Source organism: Longimicrobium sp., from assembly GCF_036280135.1.
Taxonomy (GTDB): domain Bacteria; phylum Gemmatimonadota; class Gemmatimonadetes; order Longimicrobiales; family Longimicrobiaceae; genus Longimicrobium.
The window spans coordinates 1-16189 of sequence record NZ_DASURI010000258.1 but is presented as its reverse complement, the minus strand read 5'-3'; the positions used below and the strand labels follow the sequence as shown (position 1 = coordinate 16189).

The window sequence follows — 16189 nt, the reverse complement described above, 5'->3', positions numbered from 1 at the left end:
GTACGTGACGGACCGCGCCGCGTACCTGGCCGATACGCGCGCCATTGGCCGGGCGTGGCGCGAGAGCTTTGGCCGCCACTATCCCGCGATGACGCTGGTCGTCGTCGCGGGCCTGCTGGAGGAGCGCGCGAAGGTCGAGATCGAGGCCACCGCCGTCATCCCCGCCTGAAAAGAGGAAACTGCATTCTCACGCAGAGCCGCAGAGGCGCGGAGGAACTTCGTCACGCGATGAAGTACTCTGCGTCCTCCGCGGCTCTGCGTGAGAATGCAGTTCGCAGTTCCTCTCCCCGCCGCGAAGCCTTCCCAGGATGTAACCTGTTGTTTACATTGCAGTTAGGGGTATACGGTATACGCGCCCAGCGGATTCGCGGGGCCGCGTGTCGTATCTCCCGTAGCATGTGCAGCTTCTCCATCCAACACCCGTAGGAGCATGGCAACAATCAACCGCGTTTCGCTGGCCGCGGCGGGACTGCTCGCGCTGGGCGCCTGCGCCCCGTCCGGGCAGTCGGAGTCCGCCTCCGCGCCGTCGCCGGCGATGGCGCTGGGCATCGACACCACCGCCTTCGACCGCAGCGTTCGTCCCCAGGACGACTTCTTTGCGTTCGTCAACGGCGGGTGGATGCAGCGCACCCAGATCCCCGCCGACCGCACGAGCATCGGCAGCTTCCTGGACCTGCGCGACGAGTCCCAGGCCGCGCTTCGCTCCATCATCGACTCCGTCTCCGCCGCGCAGAACGCGCCCGGCAGCAACGGGCAAAAGGTGGGCGACATGTACCGCAGCTTCATGGACACGGCGCGCATCGAGCAGCTGGGCATCACGCCCCTGCGCGCCGATATGCAGCGCATCGCCGCCGTCACGGGACGCGAGCAGTACCCGGAGCTCTTTGCCGCCATGCGCCGCATCGGCGTGAGCACGCCGTTCAGCTTTGGCGTGGGGCAGGACCAGGGCAACTCGTCGCGCTACGTGGTGAGCGTAAGCCAGTCGGGGCTGGGCCTTCCCGACCGCGACCTGTACCTGGTGGACAACGAGCGCAACAACACCGTTCGCCAGGGCTACGTCACGTATTTGGAGAACCTGCTGCGCCTGTCCGGCACGCCCGACGCCGCCGGCGCCGCGCGCCGCGTGATGGCGTTCGAGACGGAGATCGCGCGCATCCAGTGGGACCGCGTGCGCAACCGCGACCGCAACGCCACGTACAACCCGGCGTCCATCGCCGACCTGCAGGCGCGCACCCCCGGCTTTCGCTGGGCCACCTACCTGTCCAACGCCGGCCTGAACGGCGTGGACAGCGTGATCGTCCGCCAGCCGGAGTACCTCAACGCCGTGGACGCGCTGCTGGCCGCCACGCCCGTGGAGACCGTCAAGACGTACCTCACGTCGCGCCTGCTGGACGGCGCCGCCGCGTACCTGGGCCGCGACTTTCGCGATGCGCGCTTCGCGTTCCGCAGCCGCATCCTGAGCGGACAGGAGCAGGAGCGCCCCCGCTGGCAGCTGGGCGTGGGCGCGGTGGAAGGCGCCCTGGGCGAGGCCGTGGGCGAGCTGTACGTGGCCCGCACCTTCTCGCCCGAGAGCAAGGCGCGCATGCAGCAGCTGGTGGCCAACCTGCTCGTGGCGTACCGCCAGGCCATCGACGAGCTGGAGTGGATGAGCCCCGCCACCAAGGCCGAGGCCCAGGCCAAGCTGGCCAGCTTCACGGTCAAGATCGGCTACCCGGACGAGTGGAAGGACTACTCGGGGCTGGAGATCCGCGCCGACGACCTGCTGGGCAACATGCGCCGCTCCACGGCGTGGGAGTACGCCGACATGATCGGCCGGCTGGGCAAGCCCGTGGACCGCACGGAGTGGGGGATGACCCCGCAGACGGTGAACGCGTACTACAACCCGGTGAACAACGAGATCGTGTTCCCCGCGGCCATCCTGCAGCCCCCGTTCTTTGACCTGTCGGCCGACGACGCCGTGAACTACGGGGCCATCGGCTCCGTGATCGGGCACGAGATCAGCCACGGCTTCGACGACCAGGGCCGCAAGAGCGACGGCCAGGGCAACCTGCGCGACTGGTGGACGGCCCAGGACGCCACCGCGTTCGAGCAGCGCGCCACCATGCTGGCCAACCAGTACAGCGCGTTCGAGCCCATTCCCGGCGCCCGCGTCAACGGCCGCCTCACGCTGGGCGAGAACATCGGCGACGTGTCGGGCGTGGCCATCGCGTACCGCGCGTACCACAACTCGCTGCAGGGCCGGCAGGCGCCCCGCATCGGCGGGTTCACGGGCGACCAGCGCTTCTTCCTGGGCTACGCGCAGGTGTGGCGCAGCATGGCCCGCGAGCAGGCGCTTCGCCAGCAGCTGCTCACGGACAGCCACTCGCCGGGGATGTACCGCACCAACGGCGTGCTGGCCAACCTGCCCGCGTTCTACGAGGCGTTCAACGTGCGCCCCGGCGACCGCATGTACCTGGCGCCCGAGCAGCGCGTGAAGATCTGGTAACGGCGCCCTTCGGCGGATGATGGATGGAGGTAACAAAGCCCCGGCCCGCGTTCGCGCGGGCCGGGGCTTTCGCTTGTCCAGGAATGGGCGGATGTGGATCAGCGAGGCCGGGTCATCGTCCCCGCGACGCGCTCCGTCTGCACCACCGTGCCTCCCGCCGCCACCTGCGTGCTCTCCGGTTCCTTGAAGTACACCACCTGCTGCATGACGCCCGTCTGCGGGTTGCCGCCCAGCGCCACGTACCACTCCGGCCCCGCCGTCATGCTGATGCCGGACGGAGCGCCCTGGGCAAACGCCGGCAGCTGCGTCAGCTCCGCCGCGAAGCGGCGATGCGCCTGGAAGTACGCGCGCTGCGCGTCGAACAGGTCGTTCAGGTCCTTGTTGACGGCGTCGAACCGGGCCACGTCGGCCGAATCCTGCTCCGCGGGCCCCATGATCGTGCGGCCGATGACGAGCTCGCGCGGGGCGGCGGTCTGCTGCGCGAAGGCGGCCTCCGGCCGGCCGGCGATGGCGAGCAGCCCGGCGACGAGCGCGGCGGCGTGGATGCGGGAGATGCGCATGCGTTCCTTGTGCGAAGGGGAGGGGATGCGTCGGGGAGGAGGCAGGAGAGTACGTCCGCAAACGCAATGCGGCAAGTGGACGCTGCTCCGTGTCCGCGTGCGTTCTCGGAAACGCGATCGGGGCGGCTCCCCTGCCGGAGCCGCCCCGATCTATGTCCGTCGATCCCCCGCGTCAGCCGACGGCGCGGTGCCTGAACTCGGCGCGCATCCCGTCCGGACTCTGGATGCCGACCACCTCGGGCGCGTCGGCGCGAATGGAAGCGATGACGTCCGGAGAGGTCCAGCGTCGCACCCATTCGCGCGCGTCGAGCATCCGCTGGAGTGCGTTCTCCTCGTCGAGGTCTGAGCGCTTGGCGGACGTCGTCCTCAGCCGACGGCGCGGCGCCTGGGTGCGTCGCGCATGAGCTCGGGCTTCATGATCCCCAGGAACTCCGGGGCATCGGCCGGATACTCGTTCGCCATGGCCTCGTCCGAAAAATAGCGCTGGCGGACCCGCTCACGTGCAGCGTACATGCGCTGGAGCGCCTCCGCCGTCGCGTCGTTGACGTTATCCGGGATGACGAAAAGATCGCTGTTCATCACAAACTCCGATCCGAAGGAAGTCGCATCGCCAAATATCGAACAACACCTTCCCGATATGCAAGCGTAAAGCCCAGGCCGCGGTACCAGTGCTCCAGTGCCGGAGCGGGATTTTCCAGGCGCACCTCCGGAAGTGCCAGGGCATCCGCATAGACTTCGGCTGCCGAAAGTGCGATCCGGGCCACGTGTCCTTTCAAGGGATGACCCTGTGGTCGCGCTTCTATGATGCGGATGGTCAGGTGGCTGTGCCCTCGCGGGACAGTGCCGATCAGCAAGCCGCATAGAAGCGACTCGTGCCAGAGGGCACAATGGAAGTTCCGCTGCTCCTGGCGCCCAAGCCGATGCCAGATACGTATCCAGTCCATGCCGCCGTAGCCCGACCAGTGGTGCCCCTCCCAGGTGCTCGACCATGCGCGGAGTGCGGTTGAATCGATCTCCGTCAGGCGCACCGGGACGGGCGGAATGCGCGCGGCGGCATCCTGCTCGGCGAACTGGAGCGCATACTTGCGGAGGAGCGCGTAGTCGGGGCGGGACACGGCCGGCGATGGTGTAGATCCGGAGTGGGTCCGCTCCGGGGAGCGGCTGGCGGCAGCGCCGAACACAATGGACGCTGAATATAGCACATATTGGACAATCCAGAAGGGACCATCCGTAATGCGCCAGCGGTGAATTAGTCGGCGGCGTGGAGGGTGCCGCCCGGGGTGGAGGCGGGGTCCGGCGACCCGGCGTCGGCGGGGGGCTCGGCGGGGAGGATGAGGGTAAAGGTGCTGCCGCGGCCGGGGGCGCTGTCCATCTCCACGCTGCCCCCCAGCATCCGCGCGTACTGGCCCGACAGGTACAGGCCCAGCCCCGTGCCCCCGTGCGGCCGCGCGAAGCCGGAGTGCAGCTGCTCGAAGGGGCGAAAGACGCGCTCCTGGTCCTCGGCCGCGATGCCGGGGCCCGTGTCGATCACGGACAGCGCCACGCCGCCGTCCCGGGGCCGCACGCGGATGCGTACCTCGCCCTCGTCGGTGAACTTGACCGCGTTTCCCGCCAGATTAATGAGGACCTGCCGCACCTTGTCGGGGTCCGTGCGGACGAGGGGGTGCGGCTCCCATTCCTCCAGGGTAAAGGCGAGCGACTTTTCCGTCGCCAGAGGCTCGATGACGGCGGCCACCTCGGCGCCCAGCGCGCACACGTCCACCGTCTCCACGTGCACCTCGGCGCGGCCGGCCTCCAGGCGCGAAAAGCTCAGCACCTCCTCGATGAGCCCGCGCAGGTGGCGCGACGCGGCGTCGATGCGGCCCAGCGACTGGCGCTGCTCGGCCGTGAGGGGGCCGTGGATCTCCATCTCCAGGATCTGCAGGTGCCCCAGCACGGCGTTGAGTGGGGTGCGCAGCTCGTGGCTCATGGTAGCGATGAACTCCGCGCGGGCCCGCGCCGCTGCCTGCGCGGCCTCCAGCAGCTGCGCGTTGCGCAGGGCCACGGCCGCGTGGTCGGCGAACGCCGCCAGCAGCCGCGCGTCCTCGGGCCCGAACGGCGCGTCGCACCGCGTGGCGGCCAGCACGCCCAGCGTCTCGTCGCCCACGCGCAGGGGCACGGCGGCCGCGTGCTCGCCGTCGTCCACGATGGCGGCGCGGCCCTGGCGCAGGGGCGACCGCAGCAGCTCTCCCTCCACGGGGAGCACCGTGCCCACGGCGTCGGGCGTGACGCCGGAGGTGGCCACCACCTCCAGCCCCTCCCGGGCCTCGCGCAGCAGCAGCACGCGGCAGGCGTCGGCGCCCACGATGCCGCACGCCTCGCGGGCCACGATCTCCAGCGTGTCCTCCAGCCCCTGCACGGTGGACACCGTCCGCGCCACGAGGCGGATGGACTCGCTCTCCCGCGCGCGGCGGCGCTCCGCCTCCACCAGGTGCGCGTTCTCCACGGCCACGGCGGCGTGGCGCGACAGGCGCTCCAGCAGCCGCAGGTCCGACTCGGTGAACGGGTACGCGCCCCGCAGCCGGGCGGCCAGCAGTGTTCCCAGGGCGCCGGAGCGGCCCAGCAGGGGGGCGCAGATGACGGAGCCCGCCTCCGTCAATCCGCCCGACACGCGGGCCACGCGCGGGTCCGACATCACGTCCTGCAGCAGCACCGCCTCGCCGTTGCCGGCCACCCAGCCCAGCAGCGACGCCTCCACGGGCAGCTCCAGCCCCGCCACCTCCGCCATCATCCCCAGCGAGTGCTCGGACAGGTGCAGCAGCCGCCCGCCAGGCGCCACCAGGGCGATGGCGCAGCCGTCGGCCTCCACCAAGCGGGCGGCGGCGTCCGTCACGCGGCGCAGCACCTCGTCCGTCTCCAGGGTGCCGGCCAGCGTCCGCGCGATCTCGCCCAGCTCCTCCAGCTCTTCCGTGCGCCCGGCCAGCGCCTCGGCCATGTTGTCGAAGTCGCGGGCCAGCTGCGCCACCTCGGCGGGGACGGCGCGCGTCAGGGGCCCCACGCGCGCGCCGCGCTGCCCCGCCGCCAGCGCGGTGGCCGTGGCCCGCATGCGCAGCAGGGGGCGCGCGAGCACGGCGCTGAGCACGTCGCTCACGGCCAGGGCCACGAGCGTGACGGCGATGAGCAGCGACAGCAGCCGCACGTACGACTCCGCCACGAACGCCTGCACGGCCGAGACGGGCTGCTCCACCCACACCCACCACCCCAGGGAGGGGATGCGCGCCCGCCCGGCCATCACCCGCGCGGCCTCCTGGCCCGACGCCGTGCGCGCGCCGCCCGGCTGGTAGATCACCGTGGCGGCGTCCCCCGCGGCCGTGACGGCCAGGAACGCGGCGGAATCCGCCACGGAGCGGGGCGCCTCGCCGGGGCGGTAGCGCAGGCCGCTGTCGTACAGCAGGCGGCCGCCCGCGTCGGCCACGCGCATCCGCGCGTCGGCGCCGGGGGCGGGCTGCGGGGCGGGAAAGGCATCCAGGTCCAGCGCGCCCAGGACGTACCCCGCCATGGTGTCGGCGCGGAGGATGGGGTGCGCCACGACGATGAGCGGCTTTTCATCCACCGAGCCCTGGAACACGTCGCTGATGACCGTCTGCCGCGTGTCGCGCAACCGCCGGACGTAGTCGCGCCCGCTGAAGTCCAGGCCGATGAGCGACTGCCCCGACGCGCCGCGCTCCGGGTGGAACGCCACCGTCCGCCCCCGCGCGTTGGCGGCGTACACGTTGGCGAAGCCGGGAAACTGCTGGTGCGCCGAGGCCACTTGCCGCTGCAGCGACGCGGGGTCCAGGTCGCCGGAGCGCTCGGCGCCCACGGCCACGGCGCGGATCTCCTGCTCGTGCAGGCGAACGTACTGCTCCAGCCGCGCCGCGTGCGCCTGGGCGAACAGGTGCAGCCGCTCGCGGGTGCCCTGGACGCTGCGGTCCCACTCGCGCCGCCCCGTCCACACGCCGAAGCCCAGCGCGGGCACCGTGGCCGCCAGCGCCACGACGACGGCCAGCGCGGCACGCACGGGCGGGCGGCCGGGAACGCCGAGCAGGCGGCGGACGCTGGGCACCAGCAGCAGCGTCTCCACGGCCAGGGCGCAGATGAGCCCGTTGAACGGCTGCTTGAGAAAGAGGACGGCGGCCGTGTGGCCCCGCACGCCCAGGAACACCCAGTAGGTCAGGAAGAGGATGGGAAGCCCCAGCGCGGCCCAGTACGCCAGGTCCGCCACGAGCGGACGGCGGTCGCGGCGGCGCACCAGGTGCCCCACCGCCAGCGCCTCGAGCGTCGAGATGATCCAGGCGTACGGGTGGCCCCAGAGAAAGAGGGTGGGCGCGGAGGCGATGCCGGCCGCCAGCGCGCCCTGCCAGGGGCCCAGCGCCGCGGCGGCCAGCAGGTACGCCGCGCCGCCGAACACCAGGTCGGTGCCCGGCGAAAGCGGCACGGGCTGCAGGTTCAGCAGCAGCCCGGCGGCGCCCAGCAGCACGGCCGCCACCCAGCGGTGGCGGGTGGGGAACGGAGCCTGGTCAGCCTGCACGCGTTCCGCCCGTCAGTCGCGCAGGGCGAACCACGCGATGACGGTGGACACGGCCAGTCCCGCCGCGATCCCGCCCAGGAAGCTGTCGCTGGAATGCGGCAGCGGCGCCAGGGCCGTCTGCTGCAGGACGACGAGCAGCGCGGCGACGGCCGTCAGCGCCAGGATCAGCTTGAAGCGCGGGTGCAGCCCCGCGCGTTCCGCGGAGGGGGAGATTCGAGTCATGACCGGATCCTGCGTCTGGTTCGTTGCACCGTAGGGCGAGCCGGTGGGACTGAGCCAATCGCATGCCATGACAGGCGGATGCCTATCCGCCCAGCAGTACCAGCAGCACGGTGATGATCCCGGCGACGAACCCGATCAGGGCGAAGTGGGTCCAGCGGGGCTTCTGCGGATCGCGGTCTTGCATGGGAACGGAAGGAGAGAGGAAGAAGGGGTCGATCCCCGGGTCACCTCCCGGCCGGAGCGGCTGAAGCCGCCGCAACGACAGCGGAAAGCCTCGCAAACTGCGCGAGGCTTCCACTGCGCGGACGCCGCCTTGGGCACGTCGGCCGACCTTTGCCGGGGCAGTCCGCGCAGGCGGACTTCGTGCCTTTCCAGCGGCGAATTCATTCGCTCCGGCTGGGGGGCGGCCGTCATCACCAGATTACGTCGGACCGGATCGGATCCGTCCGCGACGAGCATCAGCCTCGTCGGCGGAGGCACGCGATCCAGCGCCTACCCCGCCAACGCGTCCAGCAGCTTGCCGTGGATGCCGCCGAACCCGCCGTTGCTCATCACCAGCACCACCTCGCCGCCGCTGAGCTCCGGCGTGAGCCGCGCGACGATGTCGTCGGGAGCGGGGATGAAGTCGGCCGTCTTGCCCTCGCCGCGCCACGCGTCCACCAGCTCGTGCGGGTTGAGCGCCGTCTGCGCCGTGTAGCGCTCGGGGTGAAACAGGCCGGCCAGCACCACGCGGTCCGCCGCCGCGAACGCGCGCTGGTAGTCCACCTGGAATTCCTTGCGCTGCGCCGTGTAGCTGCGCGGCTCGAACACGGCCACGATGGGCCGCCCCGGGTAGCGCTGGCGCACGGCCTCGATGGTCTCGCGCACGGCCGTGGGGTGGTGCGCGAAATCATCGATCACCGTCACGCCGCGCACCTCGCCGCGCACCTCCATGCGCCGCTTGACGCTGGCGAACGTCCGCAGCCCCTCCAGCACCCCCGCCCGATCCGCGCCAACGGCCTCCGCCGCCGCGATCACGGCCAGGCAGTTGCGCACGTTGAACGCGCCCGTCAGCGGCGTCTGCACCTCGCCCCACACCTGGCCGTCGTGCAGGGCCGTAAAGCGCGTGCCCTGCTCGCCGAACGACACGTCGCGCGCGGACCAGCGCGGGTGCTCGCCTTCGGTCGCGGACTCGTCGCCGTACGCGAACGACTCGATGGGGGCGAACGACCTGGGCGCCAGTTCACGGGTGATGGGCGAGTCCCATCCGGCGATCAGCGTCCCGTTGCGGGGCACGAGGTTGATGAAGCGCGCGAAGGCAAAGCGGTACGCCTCCTCGTCGCGGTAGATGTCGGCGTGGTCGAACTCGATGTTGTTGACGATGGCCGTGACGGGCAGGTAGTGCCACATCTTGGGCCCCTTGTCGAAGTACGCCGTGTCGTACTCGTCGCTCTCGATGACGAAGTAGTCCGAGTCCGTCAGGCGGTTGCTGCGGCCAAAGTTCTCGGCGATGCCGCCGATGAGGAACGACGGGTTGAGCCCCGCGCTCTCCAGGATCCAGGCGAGCAGCGAGGTCGTCGTCGTCTTGCCGTGCGTGCCGGCCACGGCCAGGACGTGGCGGCCCCGCAGGAACTCGTCCTTGATGACGACGGCGGCGGCGGTGTAGAACATCCGCCGCTCCAGCACGGCCTCCAGCTCGGGGTTGCCGCGGGAGATGGCGTTGCCCACGACGACGATGTCGGGGTTCACGTCCAGGTTGGCGGGCGCGTATCCCTCGGCGTACTCGATGCCCATCTCGCGGAGCTGCGAGGCCATGGGCTCGTACACGTTCTCGTCCGAGCCCGTGACGCGGTGGCCGGCGGCGCGCAGCAGCCCCGCGAGCGACGCCATGGCCGTCCCGCCCACGCCGATCAGGTGGTAGTGCCTGGGATTGGCGGACTGGACGGGGTGATGGCGGGTCCCGGACGTTGGCTGCGGCATGCACTCTCCTTGCGCGGTGAAAAGTAGGCGCGGGGGATTGCCAGAGGCGTGCCGCAGGCGGCGGGCACGCGTCGCGCAGGGTAGATTGATGCAATGCGCCCCGCGCGGCAACGCCCGTGCGCGCCTGAATCCCGATTTCACCGACGCCGACGGACGGATGTCTGACGAAACCACGGTCCTGCAGATCAACGACTCGCTCTGGATTCCCCGCGCGGAACTCACCTACCGCGCCACGCGCTCCGGCGGGCCGGGCGGGCAGCACGTCAACACGTCGTCCAGCCGCGTGGAGCTGGCGTGGGACGTGGACGGCTCGCCCAGCGTGACGGACGAGCAGCGCGCGCTCATCCGGAGCAAGCTGGCCAACCGCATCAACAGCGAGGGGGTGCTGCTGCTGGCCAGCAGCGAGCAGCGCAGCCAGCACCAGAACAAGGAGAGCGTGACGGCGCGCTTCGCCACGCTCCTCGCGCAGTCGCTGGTCGTCCCCAAGGCGCGCAAGAAGACCAAGCCTTCGCGCGCGTCCAAGGAGGCGCGCCTGCAGCAAAAGAAGCAGCGCTCCGAGACCAAGCGCATGCGCGGCGGGATTCGGGGGGACGAGTAGGGGGCGGACGGGGACGGGCACCGACCCACGCCGCGCCCCAGCCTGAGCGGCACGCACCCAGCCTGAGCGGCTAAAGCCGCCGCTACGACAGCGGAAAGCCCTGTCTCGCGCCGACGCGCTCTGCGAACAGGGCTTCAACCGCCAACGTGGGCCGCCGCCCGGCGATGTGGCGGCGTCCCTGGCAGGGTGGCGGCGGTGCAGTCCGCGCAGGCGGACTTCGCGAATTTCCAGCGGCGAATTCATTCGCTCTGGACGGCGCGGAGACCGCCGTGGTGCACGCACGACGGCGCGCGGCAGGAGCCGTCTGTGGATCCAGGGGTGCGGCGCGCCCCAGCCTGAGCGGGTAAACCCGCCGCTGGGACAGCGGAAAGCCCTGTCTCGCGCCGACGCGCTCTGCGACAGGGCTTCAACGGCTCCGGAGGCGGAATTCGTGCGTGGGCGCGGCGTTCCGGCCACGCGAACCGCGCCTCCGGTGCACCCCGACGGCCCTCGGATGAACGGTCGGCGAAGGCCGACATCACGTTTTCGGAGCCGCGATTTCAATCGCCGGGGCTGGAACTCGGCCTTCGCGCGCATCGGCCCGCCCGCGCACGGGCCCACTTTCGCACTCACGCACTCACGCACTCACGCACTTTCGCACTTTCGCACTTGTCTTCGATGTCAACCTGGCAGGCGCTGGACGAACGGTTCGTCTGGCATCCATACACGCAGCACGGAATCGCACCGCGTGCCACGCCCATCGTCCGGGGCGAGGGCGCGTACCTGGTGGACGCGGACGGCAATCGTCTGCTGGACGCCATCTCGTCGTGGTGGGTGAACCTCCACGGCCACGCGCACCCCGAGATCGCCGACGCCATCGCGCAGCAGGCGCGCTCGCTGGAGCAGGTGATCTTCGCCGGCTTCACGCATGAGCCCGCGGCGCGCCTGGCGGCGGAGCTGGTCGAGGTGCTCCCCGACGGGCTGGAGCGCATCTTCTTTTCCGATGACGGCTCCACGGCGGTTGAGGTCGCCATCAAGATCGCGATCCAGTCGTGGCGCAACCGAGGAGAGCGCCGAACCCTCATTGCCGCGCTGGACAACGCGTACCACGGCGACACCTTCGGCGCCATGAGCGCCAGCGCGCCCAGCGTCTTCACGGAGGCGTTCGGCGACCACCTGTTCCAGGTCGCGCGCCTGCCGGACCCCATCGAGGGCGATCCACTGGACGCGCTGGACCGGTTGATCGAGACGCGCGGCGGTGAGCTGGCAGCCGTCATCGTCGAGCCGCTTCTGCTGGCGGCGGGCGGGATGCGGATGTACGGCGAGGACGTGCTGCGCGGCATCCGCGAACGCACGCGCGCGGCCGGCATCCCCCTCATCGCCGACGAGGTGGCGACGGGCTTTGGGCGCACGGGGCCGATGTTCGCCTGTGACCGGGCGGGCGTGGCGCCGGACCTGGTGTGCATGAGCAAGGGCGTCACGGGCGGATTCCTCCCCCTTGGCGTCACCGCGGCGACGGCGGAGCTGTTCGAGACGTTCCGCAGCCCGGACCGCGCGCTCACCTTTTTTCACGGCCACTCCTTCACGGGCAACCCGCTGGCGTGCGCGGCCGCGCGCACGTCGCTGCGGCTGCTGCTGGATCCCGCATGCGCGAAGGCGCGGGTGGCGATCGAGGCCGCGCACGAGGACGGGCTGGCGCGCGTGGCGTCGCATCCCATGGTTACGCGGCCGCGGCTGCTGGGGACCATCGCCGCGTTCGACCTGGAGGCCGGGGAGGGCTATCTTGCCCCCGTGGGCCGCGAGCTGGCGGCGTTCGCGCGCGGCGAGGGCGTGCTGCTGCGGCCGCTGGGCAACGTGGTCTACCTGATTCCCCCGTACTGCGTTACGCCGGACGAGATCGGCGGCGTGTACGGCGTCATCGAACGATTTTTGGAGACACGATGATCCGGCTTGGGATCACGGGGACGGATACCGCCGTCGGCAAGACGTTCATCTCCACGGTGCTGCTTACGCTGCTGCGGCGGCGGGGGCTGTCCGTGGCGGCCATGAAACCCGTGGAGACGGGCGTAAAGGCCGAGGACCCGGCCAGCGACGCCATGCGCATTCGCGAGGCCGCCGGCGCGGTGGACCCCATCGAGCGCGTTCGTCCGCTGCTGCTGGCGGAGCCGCTGGCACCGTGGGTGGCGCTCAACCGCTCCGGCGGCACGGTGGACCTGGGCATGCTGGATGCGACCTATCGGCAGCTGTCGGAGGGGCGCGATGCCATCCTGGTGGAGGGCGCGGGCGGGCTGCTGGTGCCCATCACGCGCGACCTGGCGTACGATGGGCTGTTCGTGGGATGGGGGCTGGACCTGGTGATCGTGGCCGGCAACCGCCTGGGCGCCCTGAACCACACGCTGCTCACGGTTCGCGCCGCGCACGATGCCGGCCTGCGCGTGCGGGGCGTGGTGCTGAACACGGTGGGTCCCGACGCGCGCGGCATCGCGGAGAGCACTAACCTGGAGGCGCTGGCGGAGCTGCTGAATCCCGTGCCGGTGCTGCCCTTCCCCTGGATTCGCCGCGACCGCACGCTGGACTACGCGGCCGACGTGGCGGAGGAGGCGGGCTTCGGCGTGCTGCTGGCGGATCGCGTGGCGCCGATGCCGGTGGTTTGAGGGACGGCAGGGAATAGGGAATAGGGAATAGGGAATAGCGGGCGAACGACGGGAGCGAGCATGGTCGCCGGCTTCCAGCCTGAGCGGGTGAACCCGCCGCTGGGACAGCGGAAAGCCCTGTCTCACGCCGACGCGCTCTGCGAACAGGGCTTCAACCGTCAACACGGGCCGCCACCCGGTGGGGAGGCGTGCCCGCGGGACAGCGCGATGCCCGCCTCCGTGCACCCATGACGGCGCGCGGCAGGAGCCGTCGGCGAAGGCCGACATCACGTTTTCGGAGCCGCGACTTCAGTCGCCGGGGCTGGGAGGCGGCTCCAAGCGCCACCCTCGAGCCGCTGCAGTTCAACCTCCCCCAGGGGTTTTGGGGGAGGTGGGCGAGTTTTACGAGCCCGGTGGGGGCGCCGCGACCTGCGCCTCCGCGCTCGATGCCCCCTCCCGGCGCGAACCGCCGTTCGCACTTCCGCACTTCCGCACTTTCGCACTCCCGCACCTGCCGTCCCCCGTGGTCCGGCGCTTGCGCCGGGCGCTGCGCACGCCCGGACCCGTCACCAGGACTCCATGAGCCCGCTTCTCAACCGCGCCAAGAGCAAGGACGCCGACACCCCGCCGCAGTTTCCCGTGCGCGCGGGCGGCATCGACGTGGGATCCAACGCCATCCGCTTCCTGGCCGCCGAGTTCACCTCGCCCACGGACTACCGCGTGCTGGCCGAGACCCGCGCGCCCGTGCGCCTGGGCCACGAGGTGTTCCTCTCCGGCAAGCTGGCCCGCGAGACCATGGAAGCCGCCGTGGAGGCCATCGCCGGCTTTCGGCTGCAGATGCACGAGCTTGGCATCGAGCACTACCGCGCCGTGGCTACCAGCGCCACCCGCGAAAGCCGCAACGGCGAGGAATTCGTAGGCCGCGTGCGGCGCGAGACGGGCATCGACCTGGAGGTCATCACCGGGACCGAAGAGGCGCGGCTGGTCTACGAGGCCGTGCGCGCGGCTGTGCCGTTCGGCAAGCGAAAGTGGCTCCTCGTGGACCTGGGCGGCGGCAGCGTGGAGGTGTCGCTCGTGGACGCGACCGACATCCTGTGGAGCGAGTCGCACACCATGGGCTCCGTGCGGTTGCTGGAGGAGCTGGCCGGCAGCAGCGAGGACCCCGGCCGGTTCCAGCGGCTGCTGGAGGAGTACGCGGCCACGCTGCGCATTCCCGTCATCGCCAAGCAGTGGAACCCCGCCGGGCTGGCGGCCACGGGCGGCAACATCGAGGCGCTGGCCCGGCTCATCGGCGCGGAGCCGGGGCGCGGGCGCGTGGCCCGCATCCCGCTCAAGGAGCTGCGCAACGCCATCGCCAAGCTCTCCAGCCTGTCGTACCGCCAGCGCGTGGAGCAGCTGGGGCTGCGCGAGGACCGCGCGGACGTCATCCTCCCCGCCGCCATGGTGTACGAGCGGGTGGCGTCGCTCGTGGGGGTGGACGAGATCCTGGTGCCCGCCGTGGGCCTCAAGGACGGCGTGCTGGTGGACCTGGTGGACGACCTCACGACCCACGAGGCGCACGAGGTCCGCAAGGAAAAGCAGGCCCTGGCCGGCGCCATCGCCCTGGGGCAGCGCTACCAGTTCGAGCAGGACCACGCGGAACACGTGGCGCGCATGGCCGGGTCGCTCTTCGACCAGCTGCAAAAGGTGCACAAGCTGGATGCGGCCGATCGGCGGATGCTGCTGGCCGCATCCATCCTGCACGACATCGGCATCTTCATCGGCCACAAGAAGCACCACAAGCACTCGCTGTACATCATCTCGCAGAGCGAGGTGCCCGAGTTCACGCAGCGGGAGATCGACATCATCGCCAACGTGGCGCGCTACCACCGCAAGGGCGTGCCCGCCGTGCACCACGAGACGTTCACGCGCCTGGCGTCGGAAGACCGCGAGCGCGTGGTCAAGCTCGCCTCCCTGCTGCGCCTGGCCGACGCGCTGGACCGCGAGCACCTGCAGAACGTGCGCACCGTCAGGGCGAGCGCCGGCAAGGGCAGGCTGACGCTGGAGGTGGATGCCGACGGCGACCTTCTGCTGGAAAAGTGGGCCCTGCGCCGAAAAGGCGGCCTGTTCACCGACACCTTCGGGCTGGAGGTGGAGATCGCGGGGGATGGGAAGGGGGAGTAGGCGGGGCCCTGGCCGGAGCGGGTAAACCCGCCGCTGGGAAAGCCATAAGCCCTGTCTTGCGCCGACGCGCTCTGCAAACAGGGCTTCAACCACGCAAAAGGCCGCCCCGGTGCACCGGGGCGGCCTTTTCCGGGGCAGTCCGCGCAGGCGGACTTCGCGGTTTTCCAGCGGCGAATTCATTCGCTCCGGCTGGGGGACGGCCTTTTCCGGATCCTATCATACCGGATCCGGAAAAGAGTTGTTTTCTTGAGGGGCCCTCCCGAACTCGAAGGCACTGGATGCGTGCGGCCCCGAAGGATCTTCCCGCCCGAGCAGGGACCCCGTCCAGAGGCGAAGACCCTGCCCCCGCAAAGGAGATCCTTCGGTCGCGCCCACAGACTGGTGAGCAGGCCGCGTCTTCGCGGGCGCTCCCTCAGGAAATCAATTCGATGGCCATTGTTTTTGCGGATTCGGTATCAGATCCGCAACGACCTTATCCGCCGCGGCCGGGGTCCGCCGCGTCCCCGATCCGCATCGACATCAACTCCGAATCCCAGGACACGCCGTCGTCGCGGTAGGCATCCGGCTGCACGCCGTACGGGACGAAGCCGAACGCGAGGTACAGCGCGCGTGCCGCCGCGTTGGTCGTCTCCACGCCCAGCTCCAGCCGGTCCAGGCCCTCCACCGTCCGCGCGTGGTCCACGATGGCCCGCAGCAGCGCGCCGCCCACGCCCCGGCCGCGCGCTTCCGGCGCCACGTACATCCCCCACACGCCGCCCCGGTGCCGTCCCTTGCGGTTGCGCGGCCGCCGCATCCCCGCCACGCCCACAAGCACGTCGCCGTCGAACGCGCCAAAGACGACGTCGTCGCCCTCCGCGCGCAGCGCCAGGTGCGCGGCCACGTCGTCCAGGGGCCGGTCCGCCTCCTCCTCGTACGTGGAGCCGAACGCGGACGGCGACTCGCGCAGGCCGCGCAGCCGCAGCGCCTGGAACGCGGCCGCGTCCCCCGCCTCCAGCATCCGCAGCGTCACCGGTATTCCAGCTCCGCGCGCGTCCACACCTC

Annotated in this window: 13 protein-coding genes and 1 pseudogene; 6 read left to right on the top strand and 8 right to left on the bottom strand. The window is 70.9% G+C overall.

The window, feature by feature from the left end:
• Positions 1 to 169, top strand: a pseudogene (locus VFZ20_RS32730) (RidA family protein); the annotation flags it as partial.
• Positions 170 to 430: 261 nt separating this feature from the next.
• The gene (locus VFZ20_RS07985; protein ID WP_329683325.1) at positions 431 to 2485 is read left to right on the top strand and encodes a M13 family metallopeptidase; all 2055 of its coding nucleotides are present in this window, start codon (positions 431 to 433) and stop codon (positions 2483 to 2485) included.
• 98 nt (positions 2486 to 2583) lie between these two features.
• Here the strand turns inward: VFZ20_RS07985 and VFZ20_RS07980 are convergent, their stop codons facing one another.
• The 7 genes from VFZ20_RS07980 to mpl form a co-directional block, all read right to left on the bottom strand.
• On the bottom strand, positions 2584 to 3045 hold the full coding sequence (locus VFZ20_RS07980) for a hypothetical protein (protein WP_329683324.1): 462 nt from the start codon (positions 3043 to 3045) through the stop codon (positions 2584 to 2586).
• 172 nt (positions 3046 to 3217) lie between these two features.
• Positions 3218 to 3358 (bottom strand): hypothetical protein, encoded by a 141-nt coding sequence (locus tag VFZ20_RS07975; protein WP_329683323.1) that lies wholly within the window; start codon positions 3356 to 3358, stop codon positions 3218 to 3220.
• Positions 3359 to 3411: 53 nt separating this feature from the next.
• A complete protein-coding gene (locus VFZ20_RS07970) occupies positions 3412 to 3624 on the bottom strand; it encodes a hypothetical protein (protein ID WP_329683322.1) in 213 nt (70 codons plus the stop codon).
• The gene (locus tag VFZ20_RS07965; protein WP_329683321.1) at positions 3624 to 4160 is read right to left on the bottom strand and encodes a hypothetical protein; all 537 of its coding nucleotides are present in this window, start codon (positions 4158 to 4160) and stop codon (positions 3624 to 3626) included. The genes VFZ20_RS07970 and VFZ20_RS07965 overlap by 1 nt, the downstream gene beginning before the upstream one ends.
• Positions 4161 to 4294: 134 nt before the next feature.
• The gene (locus VFZ20_RS07960) at positions 4295 to 7594 is read right to left on the bottom strand and encodes a GAF domain-containing protein (RefSeq protein ID WP_329683320.1); all 3300 of its coding nucleotides are present in this window, start codon (positions 7592 to 7594) and stop codon (positions 4295 to 4297) included.
• A gap of 12 nt (positions 7595 to 7606) precedes the next feature.
• Positions 7607 to 7816: a hypothetical protein gene (locus VFZ20_RS07955; protein WP_329683319.1), complete on the bottom strand. Its 210-nt coding sequence runs from the start codon at positions 7814 to 7816 to the stop codon at positions 7607 to 7609.
• Between the two features lie 492 nt (positions 7817 to 8308).
• The gene (gene mpl, locus VFZ20_RS07950; RefSeq protein WP_329683318.1) at positions 8309 to 9775 is read right to left on the bottom strand and encodes a UDP-N-acetylmuramate:L-alanyl-gamma-D-glutamyl-meso-diaminopimelate ligase; all 1467 of its coding nucleotides are present in this window, start codon (positions 9773 to 9775) and stop codon (positions 8309 to 8311) included.
• Positions 9776 to 9932: 157 nt separating this feature from the next.
• Between mpl and arfB the strand changes: the two genes are divergently transcribed.
• The 4 genes from arfB to VFZ20_RS07930 all read left to right on the top strand — a co-directional run bounded on the left by arfB (position 9933) and on the right by VFZ20_RS07930 (position 15148).
• Positions 9933 to 10373 (top strand): alternative ribosome rescue aminoacyl-tRNA hydrolase ArfB, encoded by a 441-nt coding sequence (arfB, locus tag VFZ20_RS07945; protein ID WP_329683317.1) that lies wholly within the window; start codon positions 9933 to 9935, stop codon positions 10371 to 10373.
• 657 nt (positions 10374 to 11030) lie between these two features.
• On the top strand, positions 11031 to 12296 hold the full coding sequence (locus VFZ20_RS07940) for an adenosylmethionine--8-amino-7-oxononanoate transaminase (RefSeq protein WP_329683316.1): 1266 nt from the start codon (positions 11031 to 11033) through the stop codon (positions 12294 to 12296).
• Entirely contained in the window at positions 12293 to 13006 is a 714-nt protein-coding gene (gene bioD, locus VFZ20_RS07935) for a dethiobiotin synthase (protein WP_329683315.1), read from the top strand. Before VFZ20_RS07940 ends, bioD begins: the two co-directional genes overlap by 4 nt.
• 558 nt (positions 13007 to 13564) lie before the next feature.
• Positions 13565 to 15148 (top strand): Ppx/GppA phosphatase family protein, encoded by a 1584-nt coding sequence (locus VFZ20_RS07930; RefSeq protein WP_329683314.1) that lies wholly within the window; start codon positions 13565 to 13567, stop codon positions 15146 to 15148.
• Positions 15149 to 15620: 472 nt separating this feature from the next.
• Here VFZ20_RS07930 and VFZ20_RS07925 read toward each other — a convergent pair.
• A partial coding sequence (locus VFZ20_RS07925; protein WP_329683313.1) for a GNAT family N-acetyltransferase occupies positions 15621 to 16189 on the bottom strand: 569 nt, incomplete at its 5' end.

Excerpts from the sequence above, each read along its gene's own strand:
- bioD (WP_329683315.1), top strand. The coding sequence starts at position 12,293 with ATGATCCGGCTTGGGATCACGGGGACGGATACCGCCGTCGGCAAGACG.
- VFZ20_RS07940 (WP_329683316.1), top strand. The coding sequence starts at position 11,031 with ATGTCAACCTGGCAGGCGCTGGACGAACGGTTCGTCTGGCATCCATAC.
- VFZ20_RS07955 (WP_329683319.1), bottom strand. The coding sequence starts at position 7,816 with ATGACTCGAATCTCCCCCTCCGCGGAACGCGCGGGGCTGCACCCGCGC.
- VFZ20_RS07975 (WP_329683323.1), bottom strand. The coding sequence starts at position 3,358 with ATGCTCGACGCGCGCGAATGGGTGCGACGCTGGACCTCTCCGGACGTC.
- arfB (WP_329683317.1), top strand. The coding sequence starts at position 9,933 with ATGTCTGACGAAACCACGGTCCTGCAGATCAACGACTCGCTCTGGATT.
- VFZ20_RS07930 (WP_329683314.1), top strand. The coding sequence starts at position 13,565 with ATGAGCCCGCTTCTCAACCGCGCCAAGAGCAAGGACGCCGACACCCCG.
- mpl (WP_329683318.1), bottom strand. The coding sequence starts at position 9,775 with ATGCCGCAGCCAACGTCCGGGACCCGCCATCACCCCGTCCAGTCCGCC.
- VFZ20_RS07970 (WP_329683322.1), bottom strand. The coding sequence starts at position 3,624 with ATGAACAGCGATCTTTTCGTCATCCCGGATAACGTCAACGACGCGACG.
- VFZ20_RS07980 (WP_329683324.1), bottom strand. The coding sequence starts at position 3,045 with ATGCGCATCTCCCGCATCCACGCCGCCGCGCTCGTCGCCGGGCTGCTC.
- VFZ20_RS07985 (WP_329683325.1), top strand. The coding sequence starts at position 431 with ATGGCAACAATCAACCGCGTTTCGCTGGCCGCGGCGGGACTGCTCGCG.